Origin of the sequence: Actinophytocola sp., from assembly GCF_035942955.1 — a bacterium.
GTDB lineage: Bacteria > Actinomycetota > Actinomycetes > Mycobacteriales > Pseudonocardiaceae > DASYTH01.
The window spans coordinates 41107-64032 of the sequence record NZ_DASZCQ010000323.1; the positions used below are offsets into that span (position 1 = coordinate 41107).

Below are 22926 nucleotides of genomic sequence, written 5' to 3' on the forward strand. Positions count from 1 at the left end.
AGGAGGCGCCCTGCGCGATAGTGTGACGCGGGGTGATGACGGCATGGGCGCTGACGCCGCACCGGGTGATAGTTCGAGCTTCGTGCATCCAGCGCTCTTCTACCGCGGCATCGACGACTACCTGGCCGGCGTGGGCGGGTTCGTCCGGAACGGGCTGGCGGCCGGGGAGCCGGTGTTCGTCTCGGTTCCGCCCGAACGCCTCGCCCCACTGCGCGCCTTCCTGGGCGTCGACGCCGATCGGGTCGTCCTGCACGACATGTCGGAGGTGGGTCGCAACCCCGGGCGGATCCTGACCGCCCTCACCGACTTCGCCGCCCGGCGCGGCGCCGGCCGGGCGTGGCTGGTCGGCGAGCCCATCTGGCCGTCCCGCTCGCCGCTGGAGATCCGCGAGGCCACCCGGCACGAGGCACTGATCAACCTGGCGTTCGCCGACGTGCCGGTGACGATTCTGTGCCCCTACGACGTTTCCGGGCTCGATCCGCACACCGTGGCCGACGCGTGGCGCACGCACCCGGTGGTGTGGGCGGACGGCGCGGAGATGCCGAGCACCGAGTACGCCGACCCGTACGCGGTGAGCACCGACTGCGACGCGCTGCCCGCCGAGGAACCGGCCAAGGCGGTGCGGATGTCGCTGGGGCCGGGAGAGTTGGCCTTGGTGCGGATGCGTGCCGTGGAGTTCGGCCGGGCATCGGGCCTGCCCCCGGAGCGCCTGGCGGATCTCAAGCTGGCGGTGGGCGAGGCCGCGGCCAACACGCTGCGCCACGGCGGCGGCGCCGGCAAGGTGACGATGTGGCGGACACCCACCGAGGTGATCGTCGAGGTGCGCGATGGCGGCCGGCTGGCCGATCCGCTGTCCGGCCGGCTGCGGCCACCCCTCGGCGCGGTCGGGGGCCGTGGGTTGTGGCTGATCCACCAGGTGTGCGACCTCGTGGAGCTGGGCTCCGGGCTGCTCCGGCTGCACATGCGGATCACGGCACGTGCTGAGCCGGCGCCGTGAGGTCCTCGTCCAGGTGCGTCGCGATCAGCTGCACCAGCCGGTCGGCGTCCACCGGCTTGGTCACGTAGTCGTTGGCGCCCGCGGCGAGCGTGCGCTGCCGGTCCTCGGCCATGGCCTTGGCGGTCACCGCGATGATCGGCAGGTCGGCGTGCTGCGACATGTTCCGGATGGCGGCGATTGTGGCGTTGCCGTCCAACTCGGGCATCATCACGTCCATCAGCACCAGCGCGATGTCGTGGTGCTGCTCGAGGACCCGGATGCCGGACACACCGGTGTCGGCCGAGACCACGTCGAAGCCGTGCCGTTCCAGGACCGCGGTCAGGGCGAAGACGTTGCGCGGGTCGTCGTCGACGATCAGCACCTTCACACCGCGGAACCGCCCGGTCGGCGCGGTCGAGGCCGGTTCGGGGATCACCGCGGGGATCTCGTGCCGCGGCGTGTCCTCGATCAGCTCGTCGGGCGCGTTGACCGGCGCCGGTAACGGGGTGGCCGGCAGGTAGAGGGTGAACGTGCTACCCACGCCGGGCTCGCTGCGCACCGAGAGCTCGCCGCCGAGCATGTGGGTCAGCTCCCGGCTGATCGACAGGCCGAGCCCGGTGCCGCCGTATGCCCGGCTGGTGGTGCCGTCGGCCTGCCGGAACGCCTCGAAGATGATCTCGAGCTTGTCCTCCGGGATGCCCACCCCGGTGTCGGTCACGGCGAAGGCGAACACCGCCGGCTCGGACCGCAGCCGCGGGTTCTGCACCTCGTCCCTGGCGGCCATCCGGATGTGCAGCCGCACCGTGCCCTTGTGCGTGAACTTCACCGCGTTGGACAGCAGGTTGCGCAGGATCTGCTGCAGCCGCTGCTCGTCGGTGTGCAGGTTCTGCGGGGTGGCCGGGTCCACGACGACCTCGAACTCCAGACCCTTGTCCGAGGTCAGCGGCCGGCACATGTTCTGGACGTACTCGACCAGCTGGGGCAGGGACACGTCGGTCGGATGCGACTCGAGGTGGCCGGCCTCCACCTTCGCGAGGTCGAGGATGTCGTTGATCAGCTGCAGCAGGTCGCTGCCGGCCGAGTAGATGGTCTTGGCGTACTCGACCTGCTTGCCGGTCAGGTTCCCGTCGTGGTTGTCGGACAGGATCTTCGCCAGGACCAGCGCGCTGTTCAGCGGCGTGCGCAGCTCGTGCGACATGTTCGCCATGAACTCCGACTTGTACTTCGACGCGATCGCCAGCTCGATGTTGGAGCGCTGCAGCTCCTCCTGCTGGGCCTGCAGCTCCCGGGCCAGCCGCTGGGACTCGGCGAGCAGCGCCTCGGTCCGCTCGTTGGCCAGGATCGTGTTGACCCCGGTCCCGATCAGCTCCTTGAGCTGCTCGAGCAGATCCTGGTGGACCTCGGTGAAGGTGTTCACGGTGGACAGTTCGATCACACCGAGCGCGTGACCCTCGAACAGCACGGGCAGCACGATCACGTCGACGTTGCGGGTGAAGCCCAGCCCGGAGGCCACCTTGATGTAGTCCGGCGGGGCGCCGGTGATCAGGATCGTCTTCTTGTCCAGCGCCGCCTGGCCGATCAACGACTCGCCGAGCGCGAACCGCGGCGGGGTCTCGGTGACCTTGCCGTAGGCCGCGGTCTGCACGAGCATCGTGCCGCCGTCCGGCATGGTCTGGCTGAGGAAGAACGCGCCGTGCTGGGCGTTCACCAGCGGAGCCAGCTCGGACAGGATCAGCGCGGACACCGTGCCGATGTCCCGCTGGCCCTGCATCAGGCCGGAGATCCGGGCCAGGTTGGTCTTCAGCCAGTTCTGCTCGCGGTTGGTCTTGGTGGTCTCCTTCAGGTTGCCGATCATCTGATTGATGTTGTCCTTGAGCTCGGCGACCTCACCGGAGGCGTCCACGGTGATCTGCCGGGTGAGGTCGCCGGCGGTGACCGCGGTGGCCACCGCGGCGATCGCGCGCACCTGGGTGGTCAGGTTGCCGGCGAGCTGGTTGACGCTCTCGGTGAGCCGCTGCCAGGTGCCGGACACGCCCTCCACCTCGGCCTGACCGCCCAGCTTGCCCTCGGTGCCGACCTCCCGCGCCACCCGGGTGACCTCCGAGGCGAACGCGGAGAGCCGGTCGACCATCGTGTTGATCGTCGTCTTGAGCTCGAGGATCTCGCCGCGGGCGTCGACGTCGATCTTCTTGGACAGGTCGCCGCCCGCGACGGCGGTGGTCACCTGGGCGATGTTGCGGACCTGACTGGTCAGGTTGTTGGCCATGAAGTTGACGTTGTCGGTCAGGTCCTTCCAGGTGCCGGCGACGCCGCGGACCTGGGCCTGGCCGCCGAGGATGCCCTCGGTGCCGACCTCGCGCGCCACCCTGGTCACCTCGTCGGCGAACGTGCGCAGCGTGTCCACCATGCCGTTGAACGTCTCGGCCAGCGCCGCGACCTCGCCCTTGGCCTCGACGGTGATCTTCTTGGACAGGTCGCCGCCGGCCACCGCGCCGGCCACCGCGGCGATGCTGCGCACCTGGCCGGTGAGGTTCTCGGCCATGACGTTGACGTTGTCGGTCAGGTCCTTCCAGGTGCCGCCGACGCCGCGCACCCTGGCCTGCCCGCCGAGCTTGCCCTCGGTGCCGACCTCGCGGGCCACCCTGGTCACCTCGTCGGCGAACGCGGAGAGCTGGTCGACCATCGTGTTGAGCGTGTTCTTCAGCTCGAGGACCTCGCCCTTGACGTCCACGGTGATCTTCTGCGACAGGTCGCCGCGGGCCACCGCCGTGGCCACCGCCGCGATGTTGCGGACCTGGGTGGTCAGGTTGTTGGCCATGAAGTTGACCGAGTCGGTCAGGTCGCGCCAGGTGCCGGCCACCCCGGGCACCTTGGCCTGCCCGCCGAGCCGGCCGTCGCTGCCGACCTCGCGGGCCACCCTGGTCACCTCGTCGGCGAACGCGGAAAGCTGGTCGACCATCGTGTTGATGGTGTTCTTCAGCGCCAGCATCTCGCCGGACACCTCGACGGTGATCTTGCGGGTGAGGTCGCCGGACGCCACCGCGGTGGTCACCTCGGCGATGTTGCGGACCTGGCCGGTGAGGTTGCGCGCCATGAAGTTGACCGAGTCGGTCAGGTCGCGCCAGGTGCCGGCCACCCCGGGCACGTTGGCCTGGCCGCCGAGCCGGCCGTCGGTGCCGATCTCCCGCGCCACCCGGGTGACCTCGGTGGCGAACAGGGACAGTTGGTCGAGCAGGCCGTTGACCGTGCGGCCGAACTCGGCGAACCGGCCGCGCAGCGAGTGGCCGTCCAGGTGCAGCTCCATCCGCTGCGACAGGTCGCCCCTGGCCACCGCCGCCAGCACGCGGTTGAGCTCGAGCGTGGGACGGGTCAGGTCGGCGATGAGCCCGTCGACCGCGTCGGCCGCGGCGGCGAACCCGCCGTTGCCCCGGTCGGCGGCCAGCCGGTCCTCGAGGCGGCCCTCCCTGCCGACCGTGGAGCGCACCCGGACCAGCTCGGTCACCAGCTTCTCGTTGCGCTCGGCGATGTCGTTGAACGCGGCGGCGAGCTCGCCGGACAACGCGTCTCCGTCCGGGTTGATCCGGTGGCCGAAGTTTCCGTCGCGTAGGTTCTGCAGGGCCACGAGCAGTCGATCTTGCATGCTGTTGCCGGTGGACTGATCCGGTCGAAGGTGGGCGGTCACGACACTCTCCCGTTGACCGAGGGCGGGGGGTTCCAGCCTCCCATGCTTTATGGGTGTTCGCCGCGATACGCTACGCGCGGACCGTTGTCGGCGGTCAGGAGGTTCACAAGTGGGCTCGAGTGCGTAGGGCGACGCCACCGGCCAGTGCCCCACCCGCCGAGGTCGAGGTCGACGTCCCCACCTCGGATGCCTTCCTTCCCTTCCTCACCGAGGTGGGCAGCCGCCTGATCGGCGCCATCGATCTCGACACGGCGGCCGTCCGCGCCGTCGAGCTGGCCGTGCCGACCCTCGCCGACTGCGCGGTGCTGGTGCTCCCGGACATCCGCGGGCGGCTGCAATGGTGGCGGTGGAGCGGGCGCGGCCGGTGCGTGCGCGGCCGGATCCGCCGCCCCTCCGCGGAGAACGCGCCCACGCTGGCCGCGGCCATCGCCGACGGGGAGGTCGTCGTCGATCGGCTGCCCGACACCGAGCTGGCCGCGCTCCCGCGATCGTTCGCCGACCCGCTGTCCCGCTACCCGGAGATGTCGGTCGTCTCGCTGGCCGGCTCGGACACGACCCTCGGCGCGCTGGTGCTGGCCCGGCGGGATTCCCGGCCGGTGCCGGTCGACCAGCTGCGGGCCACCGAGCGGTTCGTCGAGTGCTGCGCTCGGGCCATCGCGGCCGCGCGCCGGTTCGAACGGCACAAGGCCGCCGCGAACGACCTGCTGAGCACGCTGCGGCCACCGGCGCTGCCGTCGGTGCCGAGCATCCGGTTGGCCGCGATCTACCGGCCCGCCGACGGGCCGGTCGACGTCGGCGGCGACTTCTACGACGTCCACCCGCAGGCCGACGGGAGCACGCTGATCGCACTGGGCGACGTGTGCGGCAACGGCGCCGAGGCGGCCGCGCTCAGCGGGCGGTTCCGGCACGCGCTGGCCGCGCTGCGGCTGGTGGAGAACGACCCGCACCGGCTGCTGCGCCTGCTCAACCAGGCCATGCTGGGCGCCGGCAGCAACAAGTTCGCCACCCTGGTGGTGGCCTCGGCGATCCGCCGCGGCGGCGGCGCGCTGCTGCTGCGGATGAGCTCGGGCGGCCACCCGGCCCCGCTGGTGGTGCGCAGGGACGGCACCGTGGACGTGGTGACCCTGCCGGGGATGCTGGTCGGGATCATGGCGCAGGCCCGGTTCGGCGAGAACACGGTGGAGCTGCGCCCGTACGACACGATGGTGCTCTACACCGACGGCATCACCGAGGCCCGCGGCGGCGCCGGTGGCGAGGAGCTGTTCGGCCAGGAGCGGCTGCGCGCGGTGCTCGCCGGATGCGCCGGCCTGCCGGTAGAGAAGGTCGTCGAGCGCGTCGACGAGGCGGTCCGGCGCTGGTCCGGCGGCGACAGCCGGGACGACATCGCGCTCCTGGCCGTCCAGAGCGCTCCCGGGCAGTAGGGGTCAGTCGAGCGTCGCGATGAGCACCAGCACGAGGGTGGTGACGGCGAACAGGCCGTGGCCGACCACCACCGGGACCGGGAAGTGCTTCTCGGCCGGCTCCGGGCTCGCCGTGGTGCCCGGCCCGGCCGTGACGGTCCGCGACCGGTAGGTCGGGATCCACCGCGCCAGCATGACGAAGCCCAGCAGCGCGGTCGGGATCAGCAGGATGAAGGCCGTCCAGGCGAGGCCGGACGTCTCGGCGACCAGGTAGATGATCCACACGACCAGGCCGGCGGCGGCCAGCGCGAAGTGGCCGAAGATCAGCGCTGGTGGGAAGTTGCTGGTCCGCGGTGCTCGGGCACCACCCTTGGAGATCCAGGTGCCGAGCAGGACGAAGCCGCCCACCGCGGTGACCAGCCAGGCGATCAGTGCGGCGACATCCATGTCAATCTCCTTGTCTACGTGGTGGGATTGCGGAAACCCTCGGTCTGCGTGGCCTCGTCGGCGACCCGGACCCCGTAGTGGTAGGCCAGCTTGCCGCCGAGGAAGCCGGACACCCCGAGCGCGGCGAGGCTCACCGCGGACAGCACCAGCGGTCCTAACGCGACACCGACCGGCTCGCCGTAGTCGCCCTGCCGCCAGAAGAAGTTCGCGACGTAGGCGGCGGTGACGGTCAGGTTCAGGCTCATGTGGACCAGCCCGGTGCGGAACGCGGCCGTGCCGCCGGGGATGGCGAACAGGTCGAGGAACCCGACCAGGGCGGCGGCAAGCGCGCCGACGACGCCGATCGCGATGAGCCAGACCGAGCCCTGATTGAGGAAACCGGGGTTGTCGACCACTCGCGAGGCGATGTCGAACACCAGGCTCGACACCCACGCGCCGATCGGCACGGTCACCAGGATCGGGTGGAACGGATGGCCGTACGGTCCCGCCAGCACGGCGCTGACCGGCCGCTTGGCCTGGTGGAGCTGACTCGTCATGGCAGCCTCCGAGTTATTTCACTAATAAAGTTTGGTCTTAATCGGTGTGCCGGTCAAGCCCGTTGGCTACCGTGGTGGGGTGCCGTCCGATGAATCCGCGATCAGCGCCGTCGCCGCACTGGAGGACCAGCTGCGCCGCGGCATGTACGCATTCATCCGGCGCGCCCGCCGCCCGGTGAGCCGGGACGAGGCCGCCGCGGCCGTCGGCATCTCCCGCAAGCTGGCCGCGTTCCATTTGGACAAGCTGGTCGCGGCCGGCCTGCTGCGCGCGCACTACGAGCCGGCGGACGGGATCCGCCGGGTCGGCCGGGCCCCGAAGCGCTACGAGCCGACCGATGTGGACATCCGGGTCAGCATTCCCGAGCGCCGGCACGAGGTCCTCGCCGACATCCTCCTGGACGCCGTGCTCGCCGCGGATCCCGGCGGGTCCCCCCGCGCCGCCGCCGTGCGCGCGGCCGGCGTTCGCGGCGAGGACCTGGGAGCCGCCGAGCGCCGGCGAGCCAGGCCGGGCCGGCTGGGCGCCGAGCGCGCTCTGACCCTGTGCGAGGGCGTGCTGTCCCGGCACGGCTTCGAACCGTCTCGGGAGGCGCCCACCTGCCTGCGGCTGCGCAACTGCCCGTTCCACCCGCTTGCCGCCCGCGCCCCCGACCTCGTCTGCGGAATCAACCACGCGTTCCTCACCGGCTTTCTCAGCGGTCTTGGGGCTACCCCGCTGCGCGCCGTTCTCACCCCCCGCGCCGGCGAGTGTTGCGTGGAGTTGCGCGCCACCCCCTGACCCGGCGCAAGTGCGGCCATTTGGTGGCTTATCAGGGTGCGCGCCGGCTCCTAGCGTGACGGGCGATCTCCGTTGGCCACAAGCTGACCCGAGGTGCCCTGCCATGCGCCGTCTGCTGATCACCGCTGCCTCCGTGCTGACCGCCGCGCTGCTGGTTCCCACTGGATCCGCCGCGGCCGCCCCGGCCGACGACGAGTTCTACCGCCCGGTGCGCGGGCCGTCCGCGCCGGCCGACCACCGGTTCCTGCAGAAGACGCTGCGCGGCGAGGAGCTGCCCCGGCACGCCTTCGACATCGCCGCGGCCGAGGCGAGCCGCCTCCCGGCCGTCGGCGGGCGCTGGTCGCTGGTCGGGCCGACCAACATCGGCGGGCGCATCGTCGACCTGGCCCTCGATCCGCAGCGGCCGGACACCGTCTACGTGGCGGCCGCGTCCGGTGGGCTGTGGCGGTCCACCGACGCCGGCGGCACCTTCGCACCGGCCTGGCCGGACGACCTCACCCAGGCCATGGGCTCGGTCGCGATCGACCCGAACGGCACGATCTACGCCGGCACCGGGGAGGCCAACCCGGGCGGCGGCAGCATCACCTACACCGGCACCGGCGTGTACAAGTCCACCGACCGCGGCCGCAGCTGGACCAGCATCGGGCTGCGCGACTCCGGCGCGGTCGGCGACATCGTCATCCACCCGCGGGACCCCCGGCAGATCTTCGTCGCGGCCACCGGATCGCTGTTCAACCCGGGCGGCGAGCGCGGCGTGTACCGCTCGCTGGACGGCGGGCGCAGCTGGACCCGGGTGCTGGCCGGCGTCACCGACACCACCGGCGCCACCGAGGTGATGTTCGACCCGGCCAACCCGCAGCGGATGTACGCCGTCATGTGGGACCACCGCCGGCAGCCGAACCTGCGCACGTACAGCGGTGTCGGCTCGGGCGTGTACCGGTCGGTGGACGGCGGCACCACGTGGCAGCGGCTGGACGCGCTGGCGCCCGCCGCCGCGGACCTCGGCCGGATCGGGATCGGCATCGCGCCGTCGGATCCGAACCGGCTGTACGCGATCCTCGGCCGGGGCGCCACCTCGGCCCAGACCTTCGCCGGCTTCCTCACCTCGGCCGACGGCGGGGACACCTGGACCCGGCTGCCGGACGACACGCAGTTCGGCGCCCAGCAGTCCACGTTCGCCTGGTGGTTCGGCAAGATCTGGGTCGACCCGGACGACGCCCGGCACCTGCACGTGGCCGGCGTCGGCCTGTCCACCAGCCACGACGGCGGGCTGACCTGGACGATCGACAGCGAGACGATCCACGCCGACCAGCACGCGATGGCCTGGGATCCGCGCTACCCCTCCCGGGTGTACCTGGGCAACGACGGCGGCACCTACCGGTCGGACACCGACGGCGACGGCGGCTGGGTGAAGGCCACCTACGAGCCGTACACCCAGTTCTACAGCGCCGCGATCACCCCGCAGGACGTCAGCCGGGTGTCCGGCGGCACCCAGGACAACGGCTCCGTGCGATCCTGGGGCCCGGACGGGTTCGACCAGTACGTCGGCGGTGACGGCGAGGAGAACCTGATCAACCCGACCGACGTGAACAACGTGTTCGCCTGCTTCCAGTTCGGCAACTGCTTCCGCTCGGTCGACGGGGGCGACACCACGACGCTGTTCTCCAACGGCACCACCTCCGACCGCCGCAACTGGTTCACCCCCGTCCAGTTCGACCCCGCCGACCCGCGGATCATGTACTACGGCGGCAACAGGTTGAACCGCTCCACCGACAACGGCGTCACCTGGACCCCCATCAGCCCCGACCTCACCGGCGGCCCCGGCCAGGACACCTACCCGTTCGGCACGATCAGCACCGTCGCCGCCGCCGGCCCGGTCATCTACGTCGGCACCGACGACGGCCGCGTCTGGGTCACCCGCGACCTCGGCGCCACCTGGACCCTGGTGCTGTCCGGCCAACCCTGGGTCACCCGCGTCGTCGTCGACCCCAGGTCTGCTGGCACCGTCTACATCACGCTTTCGGGCTACCGCTCCGGCTCCCCCCGCCCGCACATCATGGTGTCGCGCAACTTCGGCGCCTCCTGGACCGACCTGTCCGGCAACCTCCCCCAAGCCCCCGTCAACGACCTCATCCTCGCCCGCGGCGGCCTCCTCTACGCCGCCACCGACCAAGGCGTCTTCGTCAGCTTCGGCTCCACCGCCCGCTGGCTCCGCCTTGGCCGCGCCCTCCCCTTGGTCCCAGTCGACGACCTAGAATACGACCCCACCCACAACCGCCTGGTAGCCGCCACCTTCGGCCGCGGCATCTACCAACTCCGCACCCTCTAACCCCATACGCTAAGCTGCCCGCGTCGCCCCCGTAGCTCAGGGGATAGAGCACCGCCCTCCGGAGGCGGGAGCGCAGGTTCGAATCCTGCCGGGGGCACCCTGCTTGACCTGGTGTGATGGGACCACTGTGTCTAGAGTGGACTGTCATGTGCCAAGAGTCGTGTCAAGTCCAACGCGACGTAAGTCGCGGTAGTACTCCAATTTGCCCGCGGTCCCTGCGGCTCCATCAGTCGCCTGTCCAGCGGGTCGCTCCGTGTCCGGGGTCTACGCCGGCACCGACCCGGTCACCGGCCGCACGCACTACCTGCGCGAGACCGTCCCAGCCGGACCGACGGCCCTGGTAGAGGCCGGGGCCGTTTGTCGTCGGCTGCTCGCCCGGGTCTGGGAGCGGCGTCAGCCGCGAACCGATGTGACCGTCACCGAGCTGGTGGACCGCCACCTGGCGCTGCTCCACGCCACGGAGACCACCCGCCGCTCGCATCGCAGGATGGCCGCCAAGCACATCCCCCCCTGCTCGGACGGCTGTCGCTGACGGCAGTCACCCCGGAGATCCTGGACAGCTTCTACGCCAAGCTGCTGCGCTGCCGCGACCACTGCCGCCACCCGGCATCAGGGCACCGGTGCCGACCGCTGGCCCCGGCGACGGTCCGCAAGCTCCACTACCTGCTCAGCGGCGCCTACCACCGCGCCGTGCGATGGGGCTGGATCGACCGCAGCCCCACCCCCGACGCCGAGCCGCCTCCCAAGCCGCACCCGAACCCGCAACCGCCCACCCCGGCCGAAGCCGCCCGCATCCTCAATGCCGCCTGGGCCGACCCCGACCTGGGCCTGTTGGTGTGGCTGGCCATGATCACCGGCGCCCGCCGCGGCGAGCTGTGCGCGCTGCGCTGGCGCCATTTGGAGCCAACCCGCCAGGTCTTGGTCATCGAGGCCGCCATCGCTCAAGACGGAGCTGAGACCTGGGAGAAGGACACCAAGCTGCACCAACGCCGCCACATCACCCTCGACCCGGAGGGCCTGGACGCCGACGTGCACGAACTCGTCACCCTGTCCAAAGCCCTACGCCAACCCTGACGGATTCTCATCGCCGAGAAAGGCATCCTGTGCCGGCCCCGACCGGTAGCCGGCACCGGTGCTGGCGGCACGGCCGTCAGCCGGTGAGCGCTAACGCCACGCGTCCTGCTCCCGGCGGGTGCGACAGCGTCGCACGACCCGCGGTCGATTGTGGCCTGCCCGGTGTTTCCCGCAACGAATCCGGGGTGTTCGGACGCGACCAGTCAGCGACTACCCCCGACGAGTTGTGATGACTGAATCCACGGTGGATGCCCCCCGTCATTTATCCGGGTCCGGCGTGCCGGGCAGACCACGCCGGCCCCCACGAGAAGTAGGGTGCTGCTCGCCGAAGATGCGGAGCTGCTGCGCGATGCCCTGACCAGCCTGTTGAGCCGGGTGCCGGACCTGGAGGTCGTCGCGGCCGTGAAGTGCCAGCAGGACAGGTGCTGTCGATGGCCCGGCGGTTACGGCCGGATGTCGCCGTCGTAGACGTCGACAAATCTCCCATCCGAGGCATGGCCGTCGTGCGGCAACTACGCGGCCAACTACCCGGTTGCCAGGTGGTGACGTTGGTTTCGGCGCAGCCGCCGGGGGTGGTGCGGCGGCTGCTTGCCGGTGACGTTCGCGGCATCATCGATGCGACCGCACCGGTCCCGCGGTTGCTGGAGGCGATCCGCGCAGCCGCCCGGGCCGAGGCGGCGGTTGATCCGCATCTGGCCATCGTGGCATTGAGGGCTCGGCCCAACCCGTTGACCGCGCGGGAACTTCACGTGCTGCGGCTTGCCGCGGACGGCAAGACCGGCCCCGCCATCGCCCGGCAGCTGCACCTGTCGGCAGGGACCGTACGCAACTACCTGTCCAGCGCGATCGGCAAGACCAACGGGCGAAACAGGTTCGACGCGATCCGGATCGCGAGCGACGCGGGGTGGCTCTGACCCCACCTCGGCGCCGGGCGGTGCGGGTCGAGAGCGCGGAATGAACAGCGCGGGCCCGTCGCGGTGACCGGCTGATTGTCCACTCCCGACCTGGAGTTGGCGCGGCCGGGCGTACTCGTGGGCACACATGGGCTCTGCTGCCGCTCATCGTGCCGGACTGGCAGATCCATCCCGGGCGCTACGTCGTCAGGTGCCGGCAGCATCGTCGCCCGCTACGAGCAGCCCTCCCTGATGCGGCCCGGATCGAGTGCCACTGCGCTCGGCCTATCAGGTGAAGGAGAAGGGCGCGTGGGACACACACCATGACGATCTTGTCCGGAGGCTCGGTCGGCCGGTACTCTCCCGGAGGGTTTCGGCAGGTTAAGCAGGCAGCCGCCGCGAAAGAGATCGTTGTTTCCCGGAGACGGACGTGAGCAGGCCCCTGCTGACGGCGACCACTGAACGTGTCGGTCGCCACATGGTTGTCCGCGTGGTCGGCGAGGTCGACATCAGTACGGCGCCGATCATGGATACGGCTCTCGCCGAGGGTACCGCCGCCCCGGCCTCACCGGATGCGCTCATCGTGGACCTGACTGAGGTTCGGTTCTTTGGCTCGTCTGGGCTGTCGGTGCTGATCGCGGCGCACAGCCGTGGTTGTGATGTCGGCGTGCCGCTGATCGTCGTCGTTCCCCGGACCGGGGTGGTCCGTCGAGCGGTCGAGCTGACCGGTGTCGATCATCTGGTCACGGTCGTCGAAACGGTCGAGGACGCGCTGAGCCCGGACGGCCTGCGGGGTCCGCACCGGAGCGCTCCGGACGGCAGGTGCTGAACTCACCAGGTTCGGGTGAGACTCATGGTTGATCGGGTTCGTGGATGCGCATCACCAGGATGGCGATGTCGTCCTGCTGGGGTTCCGGGGAGAAGTCGCGGACGGCTCGCTGCACGGCGGCGAGCACCTCGTCGGCTGTTCCTCCGGCCGCGGCGAGGGCCCGGGCGAGCCGGTGGGGGCCGAACTGTTCGGTGCCGTGACGGCGTTCGGTGATGCCGTCGGTGTAGAACACGAGCGTGTCGCCGGGGTTGAGGATGTGCCGGGTGGGGTGGACGGCGAAGCTGTCTAGGAGTCCCAGGGCGGTGCCGTGCCGGCCGAGGTGCGTGACGGTACCGTCGGCACGGAGCAGCGCGGGTTGTTCGTGGCCGGCCAGTACAAGTTCGACGGCGAGTGCCGGCGGGTCGGCCGGATGCCGGCTGATCAGGGCCACCGCCACGGTGGCGTACTGCCTGGGGGAGTCGGCCTCGAGCCGAATCGTTTCGTTGAGCAGTTCGACGGCACGTACCACCGTGTGACCCGTCCGGACGAGCACCCGCAGCACGTCACGCACCATGCCGGTCATCGCGGCCGCCCGGGGACCCCTGCCGCAGACGTCACCGACGGTGGCGAGCCAGCGGTTCTCGTCGATCATCACGACGTCGTAGAAGTCACCGCCGACATCCGCGCCGGCGCCTGCCGGCTGGTAGGCGGCGGCGAAGCACATGCCGGCGGCACTGGGCAGCGCCCGCGGTAGCAGGGCCTGTTGCAGCGCTTGGGAGGTGGCAAAGGTGGCGGCGTTGCGTTGGGCGTTGTCGATCGCATGCGCGGCCCGCCGGGCCAGCTCGGTGATCATGAGGACCTCATCCGCGCTGTGCGGGCGATCGGCCGGGCGACCGACGCTGAGGGTTCCCAGCGACATACGTCGAACCCGCAGCGGCACCGCGATGCCGGGCGTGGGCGGGCCGAGTTGTGCGGTGTCAGCCTCGCTGGCGAGCACCTCGCGCCAGGTGGCGCGCGGCTCGGTCAGGTGGGCGCGGTCGAGGTGGGCCTTGAGTCCAGGTAGGGCCGTCTCGTCGACGTGGGTCACGGCGTGCAGGCGGGGCTCGCCGTGTTCGTCGAGCAAGTGCACGGCACACCAGCGTCCGAGCCGCGGCACGATGATCTGCGGCACGATCGCCGTGGTGAGTTGGAGGTCGAGTGACTGGATGAGGAGATCGCTGGCTTCGGCGAGGTAGGTCATCCAGGTCCACCGCTCGTGGTCGGCGCGGCGAATGCGGTCGGTTTCCACGGCCAGCGCGATTCGTTGGGCGACCAGATCGATGGTCTCGGGCGAGTGAGCCGCAACGGTCGGTGTGTTCAGGTGTAGCTGGCCCATGCGGGGTGCGGCGACGGGCAGCGGCACGCTGACCGCAGTGGGTCCGGGCGGCCGCCCATAGTTGATCACTTCCCGCTCGCCGTCCCCGTGGTCGAGCCAGACGCTGCCACCGTCCGCGCCGAGCACGTCGCACAGCCGGCGGATCAGCTCGGTGATCAGCGCGGGCAGCGGCAGCGCGGCGGTGGTCCGGGTCGGGATGTGCAGCATCCAGCGGCAGGTGTCGGCACCGGGCCAGGCGACCGTGGCGGGTGTCGGGCTCGAGGTCGCTGTAGCCGGCGCCGGGGCGGGGCTGCCGTGCGGGCGGAGGGTGAACCAGACTTGATGGCCCTGGTGGTCGTGCCGGCTGCCCCAGGCGGTGGACAGCGCGTCGACGAGCTGCAGGCCCCGGTTGTGGGTGTCCCGCCGGTCGCTCGGGGCGGCGCGGCGTAGTTCCATCGCGATCGAGCCCTGGTCGGTGACGGCCACGGTGAGCCCGCCGTCGGCGACGGTGACCTGGAGTTCGAAGCCGGTGCCGGCGTGCAGGACAGCGTTCTCGCACAGCTCGCTGGTCAGCAGCAGCGCGTCGTCGGCAAGGTCGTCGAGTCCGGCTTCGGTCAGGACCGACCGGACCAGCCGACGGGCGGCGGCGGGCGAACCGGCGTCCGCGGGTAACCGCGCGCGCCGCTCTCGTGGTTGATCCACTGCCGTAGTTTGCCGCGCCACAGCCCGCTGTGCCTACGGCATCACTCGTAGACTCGCCGTTGGCGAATGTCCTTCTGAGCATTGGGGAGGCGGGTATGACCGCGCTGGAGTCCGCCGGCGGGACGGCCGGCCTCGGCGGTTCGGTGCGGGAGGACATCGAGGGCCTGCTCGAGGAGTTGGTCGACGCGACGACCCGGGTGCGGCGGGGTTCCTTCGACGTGCGGTTGGCGCGGCGCAGCGGGCTGGCCGGTCAGGTGGTCGACGGGTTCAACGCGATGGTGGATCTGCAGGAGCGGCGCAACCGGGATCTGCTGCGAATCAGCCGGGTGGTCGGCCGTGAGGGCCGGATGCTGGAGCGGTTGGACGAGGAGGAGTTCGACGGTGCGTGGGCTCGGGGAGCCGCGGCGGTCAACTCGTTGATCGACGACCTGGCCCGGCCCACCGCCGAGATCGCGCGGGTGATCGCGGCGGTGGCGGAGGGGGACCTGTCCCAGCACATGGCGTTGGAGATCGAGGGTCGGCCGCTGCGCGGTGAGTTCAACCGGATCGGTCGCATCGTGAACACGATGGTGGATCAGCTGTCCAGCTTCGCCGACGAGGTGACCCGGGTGGCCCGGGAGGTGGGCACCGAGGGCCAGCTGGGCGGGCAGGCCGACGTGCGCGGTGTGTCCGGGACCTGGCGGGCGCTGACGGACTCGGTCAACACGATGGCGTCGAACCTGACCAACCAGGTGCGGTCGATCTCGTTGACGGCCACCGCGATCGCCCAGGGCGATCTGTCTCGCAAGATCACCGTCAGCGCCCGCGGCGAGATCGCCGAGCTGGCCGAGACGATCAACTCGTTGACCGACACGCTGCGGGTCTTCGCCGACGAGGTGACGCGGGTGGCGCGCGAGGTGGGTACCGAGGGCCGGCTGGGCGGGCAGGCCCGGGTGCCCAACGTGGCCGGCACGTGGAAGGACCTGACCGACGCGGTCAACCAGCTCGCGGCCAACCTCACCGATCAGGTGCGCAACATCGCGCAGGTGACCACGGCGGTGGCCCGGGGCGATCTGTCGCAGAAGATCACGGTGGACGCGCGGGGTGAGATCGTGGCGCTCAAGGACACCGTGAACACCATGGTCGACCAGCTGTCCAGCTTCGCCGACGAGGTGACCCGGGTGGCCCGGGAGGTGGGCACCGAGGGCCGGCTCGGCGGGCAGGCCCAAGTCGAGGGGGTGTCCGGCACCTGGCGGGACCTGACCGAGAGCGTGAACCAGCTCGCCGGCAACCTGACCAGTCAGGTCCGCAACATCGCGCAGGTGACCACGGCCGTGGCCCAGGGCGACCTCTCACAGAAGATCACCGTCGACGCCCAGGGCGAGATCCTCGCGCTGAAGAACACCGTCAACACCATGGTCGACCAGCTGTCCAGCTTCGCCGACGAGGTGACCCGCGTGGCCCGGGAGGTGGGCACCGAAGGTCAGCTCGGCGGCCAAGCCCAGGTCAAAGGCGTCGCCGGCACCTGGCGCGACCTCACCGAGAACGTCAACCAGCTCGCGTCGACGCTGACCATCCAGCTACGCGCGATCGCCGGCGTGTCCACCGCGGTGACCCGCGGCGACCTCACGCAGCAGATCGGCGTGCAGGCCAGCGGCGAGGTCGCCGAGCTCAAGGACAACATCAACCAGATGATCGTCGCACTGCGGGAAACGACGAAGGAGAACGCCGACCAGAGCTGGCTGGACTCCAACCTGGCCAGGATCGGCGGCCTACTGCAGGGCCAGCGGGACCTCACCGACGTCTGCCAGATGATCATGAACGAGGTGGTGCCACTGGTCAACGGCCAGATCGGGGCGTTCTTCCTGCGCTTCGGCGACGGCGAGGCACCGGCGGAATGGCGACTGTGCGGTTCCTACGGGCTCGGCCTCGTCCACCAACCGCACTCATTTGCCCGGGGCGAGGGACTGGTCGGCCAGGCGGCGGAGGCCAAGCAGCTGATCCTGCTGCGCGACACCGAAGCCAACTTCACCCCTATCCGCTCCGGTGTCGGCTCGTTCGCTCCCACCGCGCTGGTGGTGCTGCCCGTGCTGTTCGAAGACGAGACACTCGGTGTCCTGGAGATCGGATCGGTGTCGGCGTTCTCCAACCTGCACCTGACCTTCCTCGAGCGGCTGGTGGTGACCATCGGCGTCGCGATCAACACGATCCAGGCCAACCGCCGCACCGAGGAGCTGCTCGAGCAGTCCCAGCGGCTGGCCGTGGAACTGCAGAACCAGTCCGCCGAACTGCAACGCACCAACGCCGAGCTCGAGGACAAGGCGACGCTGCTGTCCGAGCAGAACCGCAACATCGAGATCAAGAACCTGGAGATCGAAGCCGCGCGACGCCGCGTAGAGGAGAATGCCCAGCAACTCGCGCAGGCCAGCCAGTACAAGTCGGAGTTCCTGGCCAACATGAGCCACGAGCTGCGGACCCCGTTGAACTCGCTGCTCCTGCTCGCTCGGCTGCTCGCCGACAACCCCGAGCACAACCTGACCGACAAGCAGATCGAGTTCGCCAACACCATCCACAACGCCGGATCCGACCTGCTCGCGCTGATCGACGACATCCTCGACCTGTCCAAGATCGAAGCCGGCCGGGTCAGCGTCGAGCTCACCAGCGTGGATCTCGCCGCATTGGCGGGCGGCGCCGAACGGGCCTTCCGCGCGCAGGCCGAGGAGAAGGGCCTCGAGCTGCGGGTGCACGTGGCCGAGGACGCGCCAGCGATCATCATCACCGATACCCAGCGGCTGCAACAGATCCTGCGCAACCTGCTGTCCAACGCGGTCAAGTTCACCGACCGCGGCACGGTCACCCTGACCGTGGAGACGGCACCGCCGGGCCGCACCTTCGGGGTTCCCGCGCTCGACACCGCCGACCGCGTGGTGGCCTTCGCCGTTGCGGACACCGGGATCGGCATCGAGGACGCCAAGTTCGCCATGATCTTTGAGGCGTTCCAGCAGGCCGACGGCACCACGAGCCGGCGCTACGGCGGAACCGGGCTCGGCTTGTCGATCAGCAAGGAGCTCGCCCGGCTGCTCGGCGGGGCCATCACCGTCGAGTCGCGGTTGGGCATCGGATCGACGTTCACCCTCTACATTCCGGAAACCATGCCGGACGATGGCGGCTCGATCCCCATGCGATCACTACCGCTCGCCGAGACCGACACCGGTCTGCCACCACTCACCACCGGAACACCGATCCTGCGACCGGCCGCACCCGAACCGAGCGAGCGGAAGCACCAGCTGGAGGGCGTCACCGTGCTCATCGTCGACGACGACGTGCGCAACGTCTTCGCCCTGACCAGCGCGCTCGAACTGCACGGAATGACCGTGCTGTACGCAGACAACGGAGCCGACGGCGTGCGGCTGCTCACCGACCATCCGGAGGTCGACATCATCCTGATGGACGCGATGATGCCCAATCTCGACGGCAACGAGACCACCCGCATGATCCGCACTCTGCCCCGCAGCGCGGACGTCCCGATCGTCTTCCTGACCGCCAAGGCCATGCCCGAGGACCGCGAGTCCAGCCTCGCCGCCGGCGCCGACGACTACATCACCAAGCCGGTCGACCTCGACCAGCTGCTCGACGTGATCGCATCCTGGGCGGCGCAGAGTCGAACGCGGCGCGGCGTCCCCGACGACACCGAGGTCAGACCGTGACCGTCGAGCCGGCCAAGGTGCTGCTCGTCGACGACCGCCGGGAGAACCTGGTCGCCCTCGAGGCCATCCTTCAGGGGCTGCCCGTCGAGACCGTCTCGGTCACCAGCGGCGAGGATGCCCTGAAACAGCTGCTCCTCGACGACTTCGCCGTCATCCTGCTCGACGCCAGCATGCCCACGATGGACGGCTTCGAGACCGCCACCCACATCAAACAGCGCGAACGCACCCGGCACATCCCGATCATCTTCCTCACCGCGCTCAACTACGACGCCCGCCTCGCATTCCGCGGTTACCAGATCGGCGCCGTCGACTACATCACCAAACCCTTCGACCCCTGGGTGCTCCGCTCCAAAGTCGCCGTCTTCGTCGACCTGTGGACTAAACGTGCCGAACTCGCCGCCCAAGCCGCCGAACGCCGGCAACTGCAGCGCGTCGTGGTCAACGCCCTGGCCCTGCTCGACGCCTCACCGGCAAACCCGACCGCGGCGGCCACCCTGCTCCGCGACGCCACGACCAGCTCCAACCGCCCTGAATAGGGCGTACCGCGCTACCGGTGAGCCGACGCGCTGACCGGCCATGGCAGGCGGTGCAAAGATCACCCGCGGTCATGGCGGTTGTTACCGCAGCCGTCGGGACTGCAATCTCAACGATGCAACTGTCCAAAGTGGAGTGTGCATCGATGAGTAGTGAGAGCAGGACCCGGGGCCAGGCCGCGACTGCCGAGCAGCTCGCCGGCGAGGCGGCCGAGGAGCGGATGGTTGCCGAGTTGGCCCAGTGGGCGCGGGCCGAGGGTCTGCAGATGACCGGCGAAGGCGGGTTGCTGGCCCGGTTGACCAAGCGGGTGTTCGAGTCCGCGCTGCAGGGTGAGATGGATGATCATCTCGGTTACGGCAAGCACGACCCGGCCGGACGCGACGGCGGCAACTCGCGCAACGGCACGCGGGCCCAGACGGTGCTGACCGAGGTCGGCCCGGTCGGACTGGAGGTCCCGCGGGATCGCGACGCCAGCTTCGAGCCACAGCTGGTCAGGAAGCGGCAGCGCCGACTAACCGGGGTGGACAGCATGGTGATTCGTTGTCGGCCAAGGGGTTGACCCACGGGGAGATCGCTGCGCACCTGGCCGAGGTGTACGGGGCGGACGTGTCGAAGCAGGCCATCTCGACCATCACCGACCGGGTCGTGGACGGCATGGCCGAGTGGCAGAACCGGCTGCTGGACCCGGTCTATCCGGTGGTGTTCATCGACTGCATCGTGCGCCACGAGGCGCCATGGGACCGAGTGGAGGTGGGAGACCTTCACCGCCCGGCCGTCGCAGCGGTCGGGTACGGATCGGCAGCGTTTCGTGTCGCGATGCCGTCACCTGCTCAGGCGCGCGGCGAAGCAGCAAGGCGGCAAGCCAACGCTTCCGGACATATAGGGGTGAGCAGTTCCTGGGTGGTGCGCTTTCCCGCCGTGCCCGGTTCTGCAAGTCCAGGTACGCCCGCCAGCTGCGGTCTGCCTCTTTGGCCGGCTCATTCCGCGCTCGCGACATCGAGGGCGGCGCGCAGCGGCCGAACGCACCCAGCGGGCGGGCGAGCGAAAACAGTTCGCCGGGTCGGGCATCGCGGCGGCGCAGGTATCGGCGCAGGGCGCTGAGCGCGAGTGGTTCGCCTAGCCGGTGGCGCAGGCGCATGAGATCCACCACGGTCCGTTCGGGGTCGTAGATCCGGACGTTCTCGCCTGGTGCGGCCTCCACGGTGGACAGTCCAAGTTCGAAGGTGGCCGCGGCGAACCGGAACACCTCGGTCGGCGGGTGGCTGATGCGCGGCGGGCGATGCGGACGCCGAACAGCGACCTGCACGGCTGCGGGGATCTCGTCGGTCAGGTCGTGAAGCGCCAGCGCGGAAACGCAACACACGATGCCGATGGGGGCGCGATAAGCGACCGCGAGCAGGTCAGCCCAGCGCGGTGTGGGTGCGTCCGCGGATGGCCGCCGGGGCCGCCTGGCCGAACGACCCGTCCGTGCTGCTCGCCGACGTGGGCCGCATGGACTTCTGAATCGACACCACCGCGTGGGTCTGTTCCGTGCACGGCGCAGGCGCTGTGCACGCCGGAAGTGATGTTCGGTGAGCCGGGGTGGGGCCGCTGTAGGGTCGGGGCATGCGGCTGGGTATCGCTCATCATCTTGGGTGGGCGGTGGCTGTTACGGCGTCGGCCGATTGTCGGGTGGTGGATCGTCGGCGGATCGAGCTTGTCGAGCCTGGCATGCCGGTGGCGCCGATTGAGCACGACGGACAGTCTCTCGACGATGATGCCGCGGCGGCGTTGGTGGCGAAGGTGCGTGCGTCGGTGGGGCGGGCGGCGTCGGCGGCGCTGGATGAGCTGGCCAGTGGGTTGCCTGAGCCGATTGTGTCGATGTCGTTGCGGGCTTGGCCGCTGGACTTTCCCGACGATGTTGCCGTTCAGCGTCGGGCGCCGTATCAGGCTCGCGCCGACTCCGTCATGTACTGCCAGGTGCTGGCCGAGCTCGCCCGCGAACGTGGCTGGGCGGTCCACCTCTATGACGCGCGGGACGTGGAGAGCCAGGCGGTCCGCGTCCTTGGTGCGCGGGCCGACGAGGTGCTCAACGGGCCGCGGGCGACGTTGGGACCGCCCTGGACGAAGGATCACCGGATGGCGCTCGCGGCGACGATCATGGCGGGCTGAGCCGGATCGTGGAGTGGGACGTCATGGCCAGGTTCGGGCTGAGCGGGCGAACGTCTCGGGATCGCTGTGGATGGGGACCACGCAGAGGAGGTGGCCGCCCGGGGTGCGTAGGGTGTGGGCGTCTTGCCAGCGGGAGACCGGCTCGGCGCCGAGTGCGGTGAGGCGGGCTACTTCCGCGGCAAGGTCGTCGGTTTCGATGTCGATGTGGTAGCGCGGGGCGTCGTCGATCGACTGGATGACGGTGAACAGGCCGGGGATGGCGCCGTCGAGGACGGTGAACTGCTCTTCGCCCGGTGCGGGACGGGCCGGGACGCCCAGTGCTGCGGACCAGAAGTCCACTGCCGCGGGGGTCTGGGCGGCAGGTGTGTCGATGAGGATGCCGACCGGCCGGCTGCGATGCATGGCGGCAAGGCTATCCGTGGTCCAGCATGCTGGCAGTCCTTTGTGGCACGATCTTGCGGGTGACGAGTAGGCCCGGCGCGGAGCAGCGGTTGCGTGATCTTGCGCGGCTGCGGCGGGTTCGGGATCGGATCGATCGGGAATATGCGCAGCCGCTGGACGTGGAGGCGCTCGCGCGGGGCGTGAGCATGTCGGCGGGGCACCTGAGCAGGGAGTTCCGGCGGGCGTACGGGGAGTCGCCGTACAGCTATCTGATGACGCGGCGGATCGAGCGGGCGATGGCGTTGCTGCGGCACGGCGACCTGAGCGTCACCGAGGTCTGTTTCACGGTCGGGTGCTCGTCGCTTGGTACGTTCAGCACCCGGTTCACCGAGTTGGTCGGGGTACCGCCGAGCGTGTACCGGCGCGAGGGGGCGCGTGCGACGGCGGGGATGCCGCCGTGCATCGCGAAACAGGTGACCAGACCGGTCAGGAATCGAGAAGCGCCGGCACCGAGTCGCACTTAGCGTGACCGCCATGGATCTCACCATTCACGCCAGCTACCTCCCGCACGACGACCCGGACGCCGCCCTGGCCTTCTACCGCGACATCCTCGGCTTCGAGGTGCGCAGCGACGTCGGCAACGGCAAGATGCGCTGGATCGCGGTCGGGCCCGCCGGGCAGCCCGGCACCTCGATCCTCCTGTCGCCGCCGGCCGTCGGGCCGGGGGTCACCGACGACGAGCGCCGCACGATCGTCGAGATGATGGCCAAGGGCACCTACGGCTGGATCATGCTGGCCACCAAGGACCTCGAAGGCACCTTCGAGAAGCTGCAGGCCAGCGGGGCCGAGGTGGTCCAGGAGCCGACCGAGCATTCGTACGGCGTCCGCGACTGCGCCTTCCGCGACCCGGCGGGCAACCAGATCCGCATTCAGGAGCTGCGCTGAGCCCGGAACCCTATCCCGGGGAGAGCCCGAGGGCGGCCAGCGCGGCCGTGCCGGCGGCGGCGTGCTCGCCACCGGCGAGCACCAGCGTGCGCGCCCACTGGTAACGGCAGCCCGCGGCCTTGAACGCGTCCGCGGCGGCGAGCAGCCGCGGACGGTCGCCGTCGAGCAGGGCCGCGGCCCGCTCCACCTGGGCGGTGGCGACCGGGTTGCCGGCGACCGTGGCCATGGCGGCGGTGACCCGGTCGCGGGCCGG

Annotated in this window: 20 protein-coding genes, 1 tRNA gene and 1 pseudogene; 16 read left to right on the plus strand and 6 right to left on the minus strand. The window is 70.3% G+C overall.

What is annotated here, in order from left to right; all coding sequences use genetic code 11:
• The first annotated feature begins 82 nt into the window (after positions 1–82).
• Entirely contained in the window at positions 83–997 is a 915-nt protein-coding gene (locus VGX25_RS32350) for a sensor histidine kinase (RefSeq protein WP_326921764.1), read from the plus strand.
• Here VGX25_RS32350 and VGX25_RS32355 read toward each other — a convergent pair.
• The gene (locus tag VGX25_RS32355) at positions 969–4658 is read right to left on the minus strand and encodes a HAMP domain-containing protein (RefSeq protein WP_414636054.1); all 3690 of its coding nucleotides are present in this window, start codon (positions 4656–4658) and stop codon (positions 969–971) included. The two genes, VGX25_RS32350 and VGX25_RS32355, sit on opposite strands and share 29 nt — an antisense overlap.
• A gap of 119 nt (positions 4659–4777) precedes the next feature.
• Here VGX25_RS32355 and VGX25_RS32360 point away from each other — a divergent pair, with 119 nt between their 5' ends.
• Positions 4778–6079, plus strand: coding sequence for a PP2C family protein-serine/threonine phosphatase (locus tag VGX25_RS32360; protein ID WP_326921765.1), 1302 nt, complete (start codon positions 4778–4780; stop codon positions 6077–6079).
• A gap of 3 nt (positions 6080–6082) precedes the next feature.
• Here the strand turns inward: VGX25_RS32360 and VGX25_RS32365 are convergent, their stop codons facing one another.
• The gene (locus VGX25_RS32365; protein WP_326921766.1) at positions 6083–6505 is read right to left on the minus strand and encodes a hypothetical protein; all 423 of its coding nucleotides are present in this window, start codon (positions 6503–6505) and stop codon (positions 6083–6085) included.
• A gap of 14 nt (positions 6506–6519) precedes the next feature.
• Positions 6520–7041: a DUF2231 domain-containing protein gene (locus tag VGX25_RS32370; RefSeq protein WP_326921767.1), complete on the minus strand. Its 522-nt coding sequence runs from the start codon at positions 7039–7041 to the stop codon at positions 6520–6522.
• Positions 7042–7183: 142 nt separating this feature from the next.
• Here VGX25_RS32370 and VGX25_RS32375 point away from each other — a divergent pair, with 142 nt between their 5' ends.
• The 8 genes from VGX25_RS32375 (at position 7184) to VGX25_RS32410 (ending at position 12941) form a co-directional block, all read left to right on the plus strand.
• Complete coding sequence (locus VGX25_RS32375) at positions 7184–7816, plus strand: transcriptional regulator (RefSeq protein ID WP_326921784.1); 633 nt, start codon at positions 7184–7186, stop codon at positions 7814–7816.
• Positions 7817–7919: 103 nt separating this feature from the next.
• The gene (locus VGX25_RS32380) at positions 7920–10145 is read left to right on the plus strand and encodes a glycosyl hydrolase (RefSeq protein WP_326921768.1); all 2226 of its coding nucleotides are present in this window, start codon (positions 7920–7922) and stop codon (positions 10143–10145) included.
• 25 nt (positions 10146–10170) lie between these two features.
• Positions 10171–10242: transfer RNA gene (locus VGX25_RS32385), tRNA-Arg, on the plus strand.
• Between the two features lie 156 nt (positions 10243–10398).
• Positions 10399–10677, plus strand: coding sequence for a hypothetical protein (locus tag VGX25_RS32390; protein ID WP_326921769.1), 279 nt, complete (start codon positions 10399–10401; stop codon positions 10675–10677).
• A gap of 158 nt (positions 10678–10835) precedes the next feature.
• The gene (locus VGX25_RS32395) at positions 10836–11219 is read left to right on the plus strand and encodes a hypothetical protein (RefSeq protein WP_326921770.1); all 384 of its coding nucleotides are present in this window, start codon (positions 10836–10838) and stop codon (positions 11217–11219) included.
• Positions 11220–11534: 315 nt separating this feature from the next.
• Positions 11535–11687: a hypothetical protein gene (locus VGX25_RS32400; RefSeq protein ID WP_326921771.1), complete on the plus strand. Its 153-nt coding sequence runs from the start codon at positions 11535–11537 to the stop codon at positions 11685–11687.
• A gap of 26 nt (positions 11688–11713) precedes the next feature.
• Entirely contained in the window at positions 11714–12133 is a 420-nt protein-coding gene (locus VGX25_RS32405) for a response regulator transcription factor (RefSeq protein WP_326921772.1), read from the plus strand.
• Positions 12134–12542: 409 nt separating this feature from the next.
• Positions 12543–12941 (plus strand): STAS domain-containing protein, encoded by a 399-nt coding sequence (locus VGX25_RS32410; RefSeq protein WP_326921773.1) that lies wholly within the window; start codon positions 12543–12545, stop codon positions 12939–12941.
• Positions 12942–12963: 22 nt separating this feature from the next.
• On the opposite strand, the gene VGX25_RS32415 is transcribed toward VGX25_RS32410, so the two are convergent.
• Positions 12964–14976 (minus strand): SpoIIE family protein phosphatase, encoded by a 2013-nt coding sequence (locus tag VGX25_RS32415; RefSeq protein WP_326921774.1) that lies wholly within the window; start codon positions 14974–14976, stop codon positions 12964–12966.
• Between the two features lie 95 nt (positions 14977–15071).
• On the opposite strand from VGX25_RS32415, the gene VGX25_RS32420 reads away from it, so the two are divergent.
• The 4 genes and pseudogenes from VGX25_RS32420 to VGX25_RS32435 all read left to right on the plus strand — a co-directional run bounded on the left by VGX25_RS32420 (position 15072) and on the right by VGX25_RS32435 (position 21347).
• Positions 15072–18662 carry a HAMP domain-containing protein gene (locus tag VGX25_RS32420; protein WP_326921775.1) on the plus strand — a complete coding sequence of 1197 codons (3591 nt, stop codon included), beginning with the start codon at positions 15072–15074 and terminating at the stop codon, positions 18660–18662.
• Positions 18659–19198: a response regulator gene (locus VGX25_RS32425; protein WP_326921776.1), complete on the plus strand. Its 540-nt coding sequence runs from the start codon at positions 18659–18661 to the stop codon at positions 19196–19198. The genes VGX25_RS32420 and VGX25_RS32425 overlap by 4 nt, the downstream gene beginning before the upstream one ends.
• A gap of 218 nt (positions 19199–19416) precedes the next feature.
• Positions 19417–19985, plus strand: a pseudogene (locus VGX25_RS32430) (transposase); the annotation flags it as partial.
• Positions 19986–20801: 816 nt separating this feature from the next.
• Positions 20802–21347, plus strand: coding sequence for a hypothetical protein (locus VGX25_RS32435; RefSeq protein ID WP_326921777.1), 546 nt, complete (start codon positions 20802–20804; stop codon positions 21345–21347).
• Between the two features lie 21 nt (positions 21348–21368).
• On the opposite strand, the gene VGX25_RS32440 is transcribed toward VGX25_RS32435, so the two are convergent.
• Positions 21369–21749 carry a VOC family protein gene (locus VGX25_RS32440; protein ID WP_326921778.1) on the minus strand — a complete coding sequence of 127 codons (381 nt, stop codon included), beginning with the start codon at positions 21747–21749 and terminating at the stop codon, positions 21369–21371.
• A gap of 26 nt (positions 21750–21775) precedes the next feature.
• On the opposite strand from VGX25_RS32440, the gene VGX25_RS32445 reads away from it, so the two are divergent.
• Positions 21776–22252, plus strand: a complete 477-nt coding sequence (locus tag VGX25_RS32445) for a helix-turn-helix transcriptional regulator (RefSeq protein WP_414636055.1) — start codon at positions 21776–21778, stop codon at positions 22250–22252.
• A 10-nt stretch (positions 22253–22262) separates the two neighbouring features.
• Positions 22263–22673 (plus strand): VOC family protein, encoded by a 411-nt coding sequence (locus tag VGX25_RS32450; protein ID WP_326921780.1) that lies wholly within the window; start codon positions 22263–22265, stop codon positions 22671–22673.
• Between the two features lie 10 nt (positions 22674–22683).
• On the opposite strand, the gene VGX25_RS32455 is transcribed toward VGX25_RS32450, so the two are convergent.
• A partial coding sequence (locus VGX25_RS32455) for a hypothetical protein (protein ID WP_326921781.1) occupies positions 22684–22926 on the minus strand: 243 nt, incomplete at its 5' end.

What these genes read in the sequence shown, in the direction of transcription:
- VGX25_RS32365 (WP_326921766.1), bottom strand. Translation starts at nt 6,505, where the DNA reads ATGGATGTCGCCGCACTGATCGCCTGGCTGGTCACCGCGGTGGGCGGC.
- VGX25_RS32370 (WP_326921767.1), bottom strand. Translation starts at nt 7,041, where the DNA reads ATGACGAGTCAGCTCCACCAGGCCAAGCGGCCGGTCAGCGCCGTGCTG.
- VGX25_RS32375 (WP_326921784.1), top strand. Translation starts at nt 7,184, where the DNA reads ATGTACGCATTCATCCGGCGCGCCCGCCGCCCGGTGAGCCGGGACGAG.
- VGX25_RS32380 (WP_326921768.1), top strand. Translation starts at nt 7,920, where the DNA reads ATGCGCCGTCTGCTGATCACCGCTGCCTCCGTGCTGACCGCCGCGCTG.
- VGX25_RS32405 (WP_326921772.1), top strand. Translation starts at nt 11,714, where the DNA reads ATGGCCGTCGTGCGGCAACTACGCGGCCAACTACCCGGTTGCCAGGTG.
- VGX25_RS32420 (WP_326921775.1), top strand. Translation starts at nt 15,072, where the DNA reads ATGACCGCGCTGGAGTCCGCCGGCGGGACGGCCGGCCTCGGCGGTTCG.
- VGX25_RS32435 (WP_326921777.1), top strand. Translation starts at nt 20,802, where the DNA reads ATGCGGCTGGGTATCGCTCATCATCTTGGGTGGGCGGTGGCTGTTACG.
- VGX25_RS32440 (WP_326921778.1), bottom strand. Translation starts at nt 21,749, where the DNA reads ATGCATCGCAGCCGGCCGGTCGGCATCCTCATCGACACACCTGCCGCC.
- VGX25_RS32445 (WP_414636055.1), top strand. Translation starts at nt 21,776, where the DNA reads ATGCTGGCAGTCCTTTGTGGCACGATCTTGCGGGTGACGAGTAGGCCC.
- VGX25_RS32450 (WP_326921780.1), top strand. Translation starts at nt 22,263, where the DNA reads ATGGATCTCACCATTCACGCCAGCTACCTCCCGCACGACGACCCGGAC.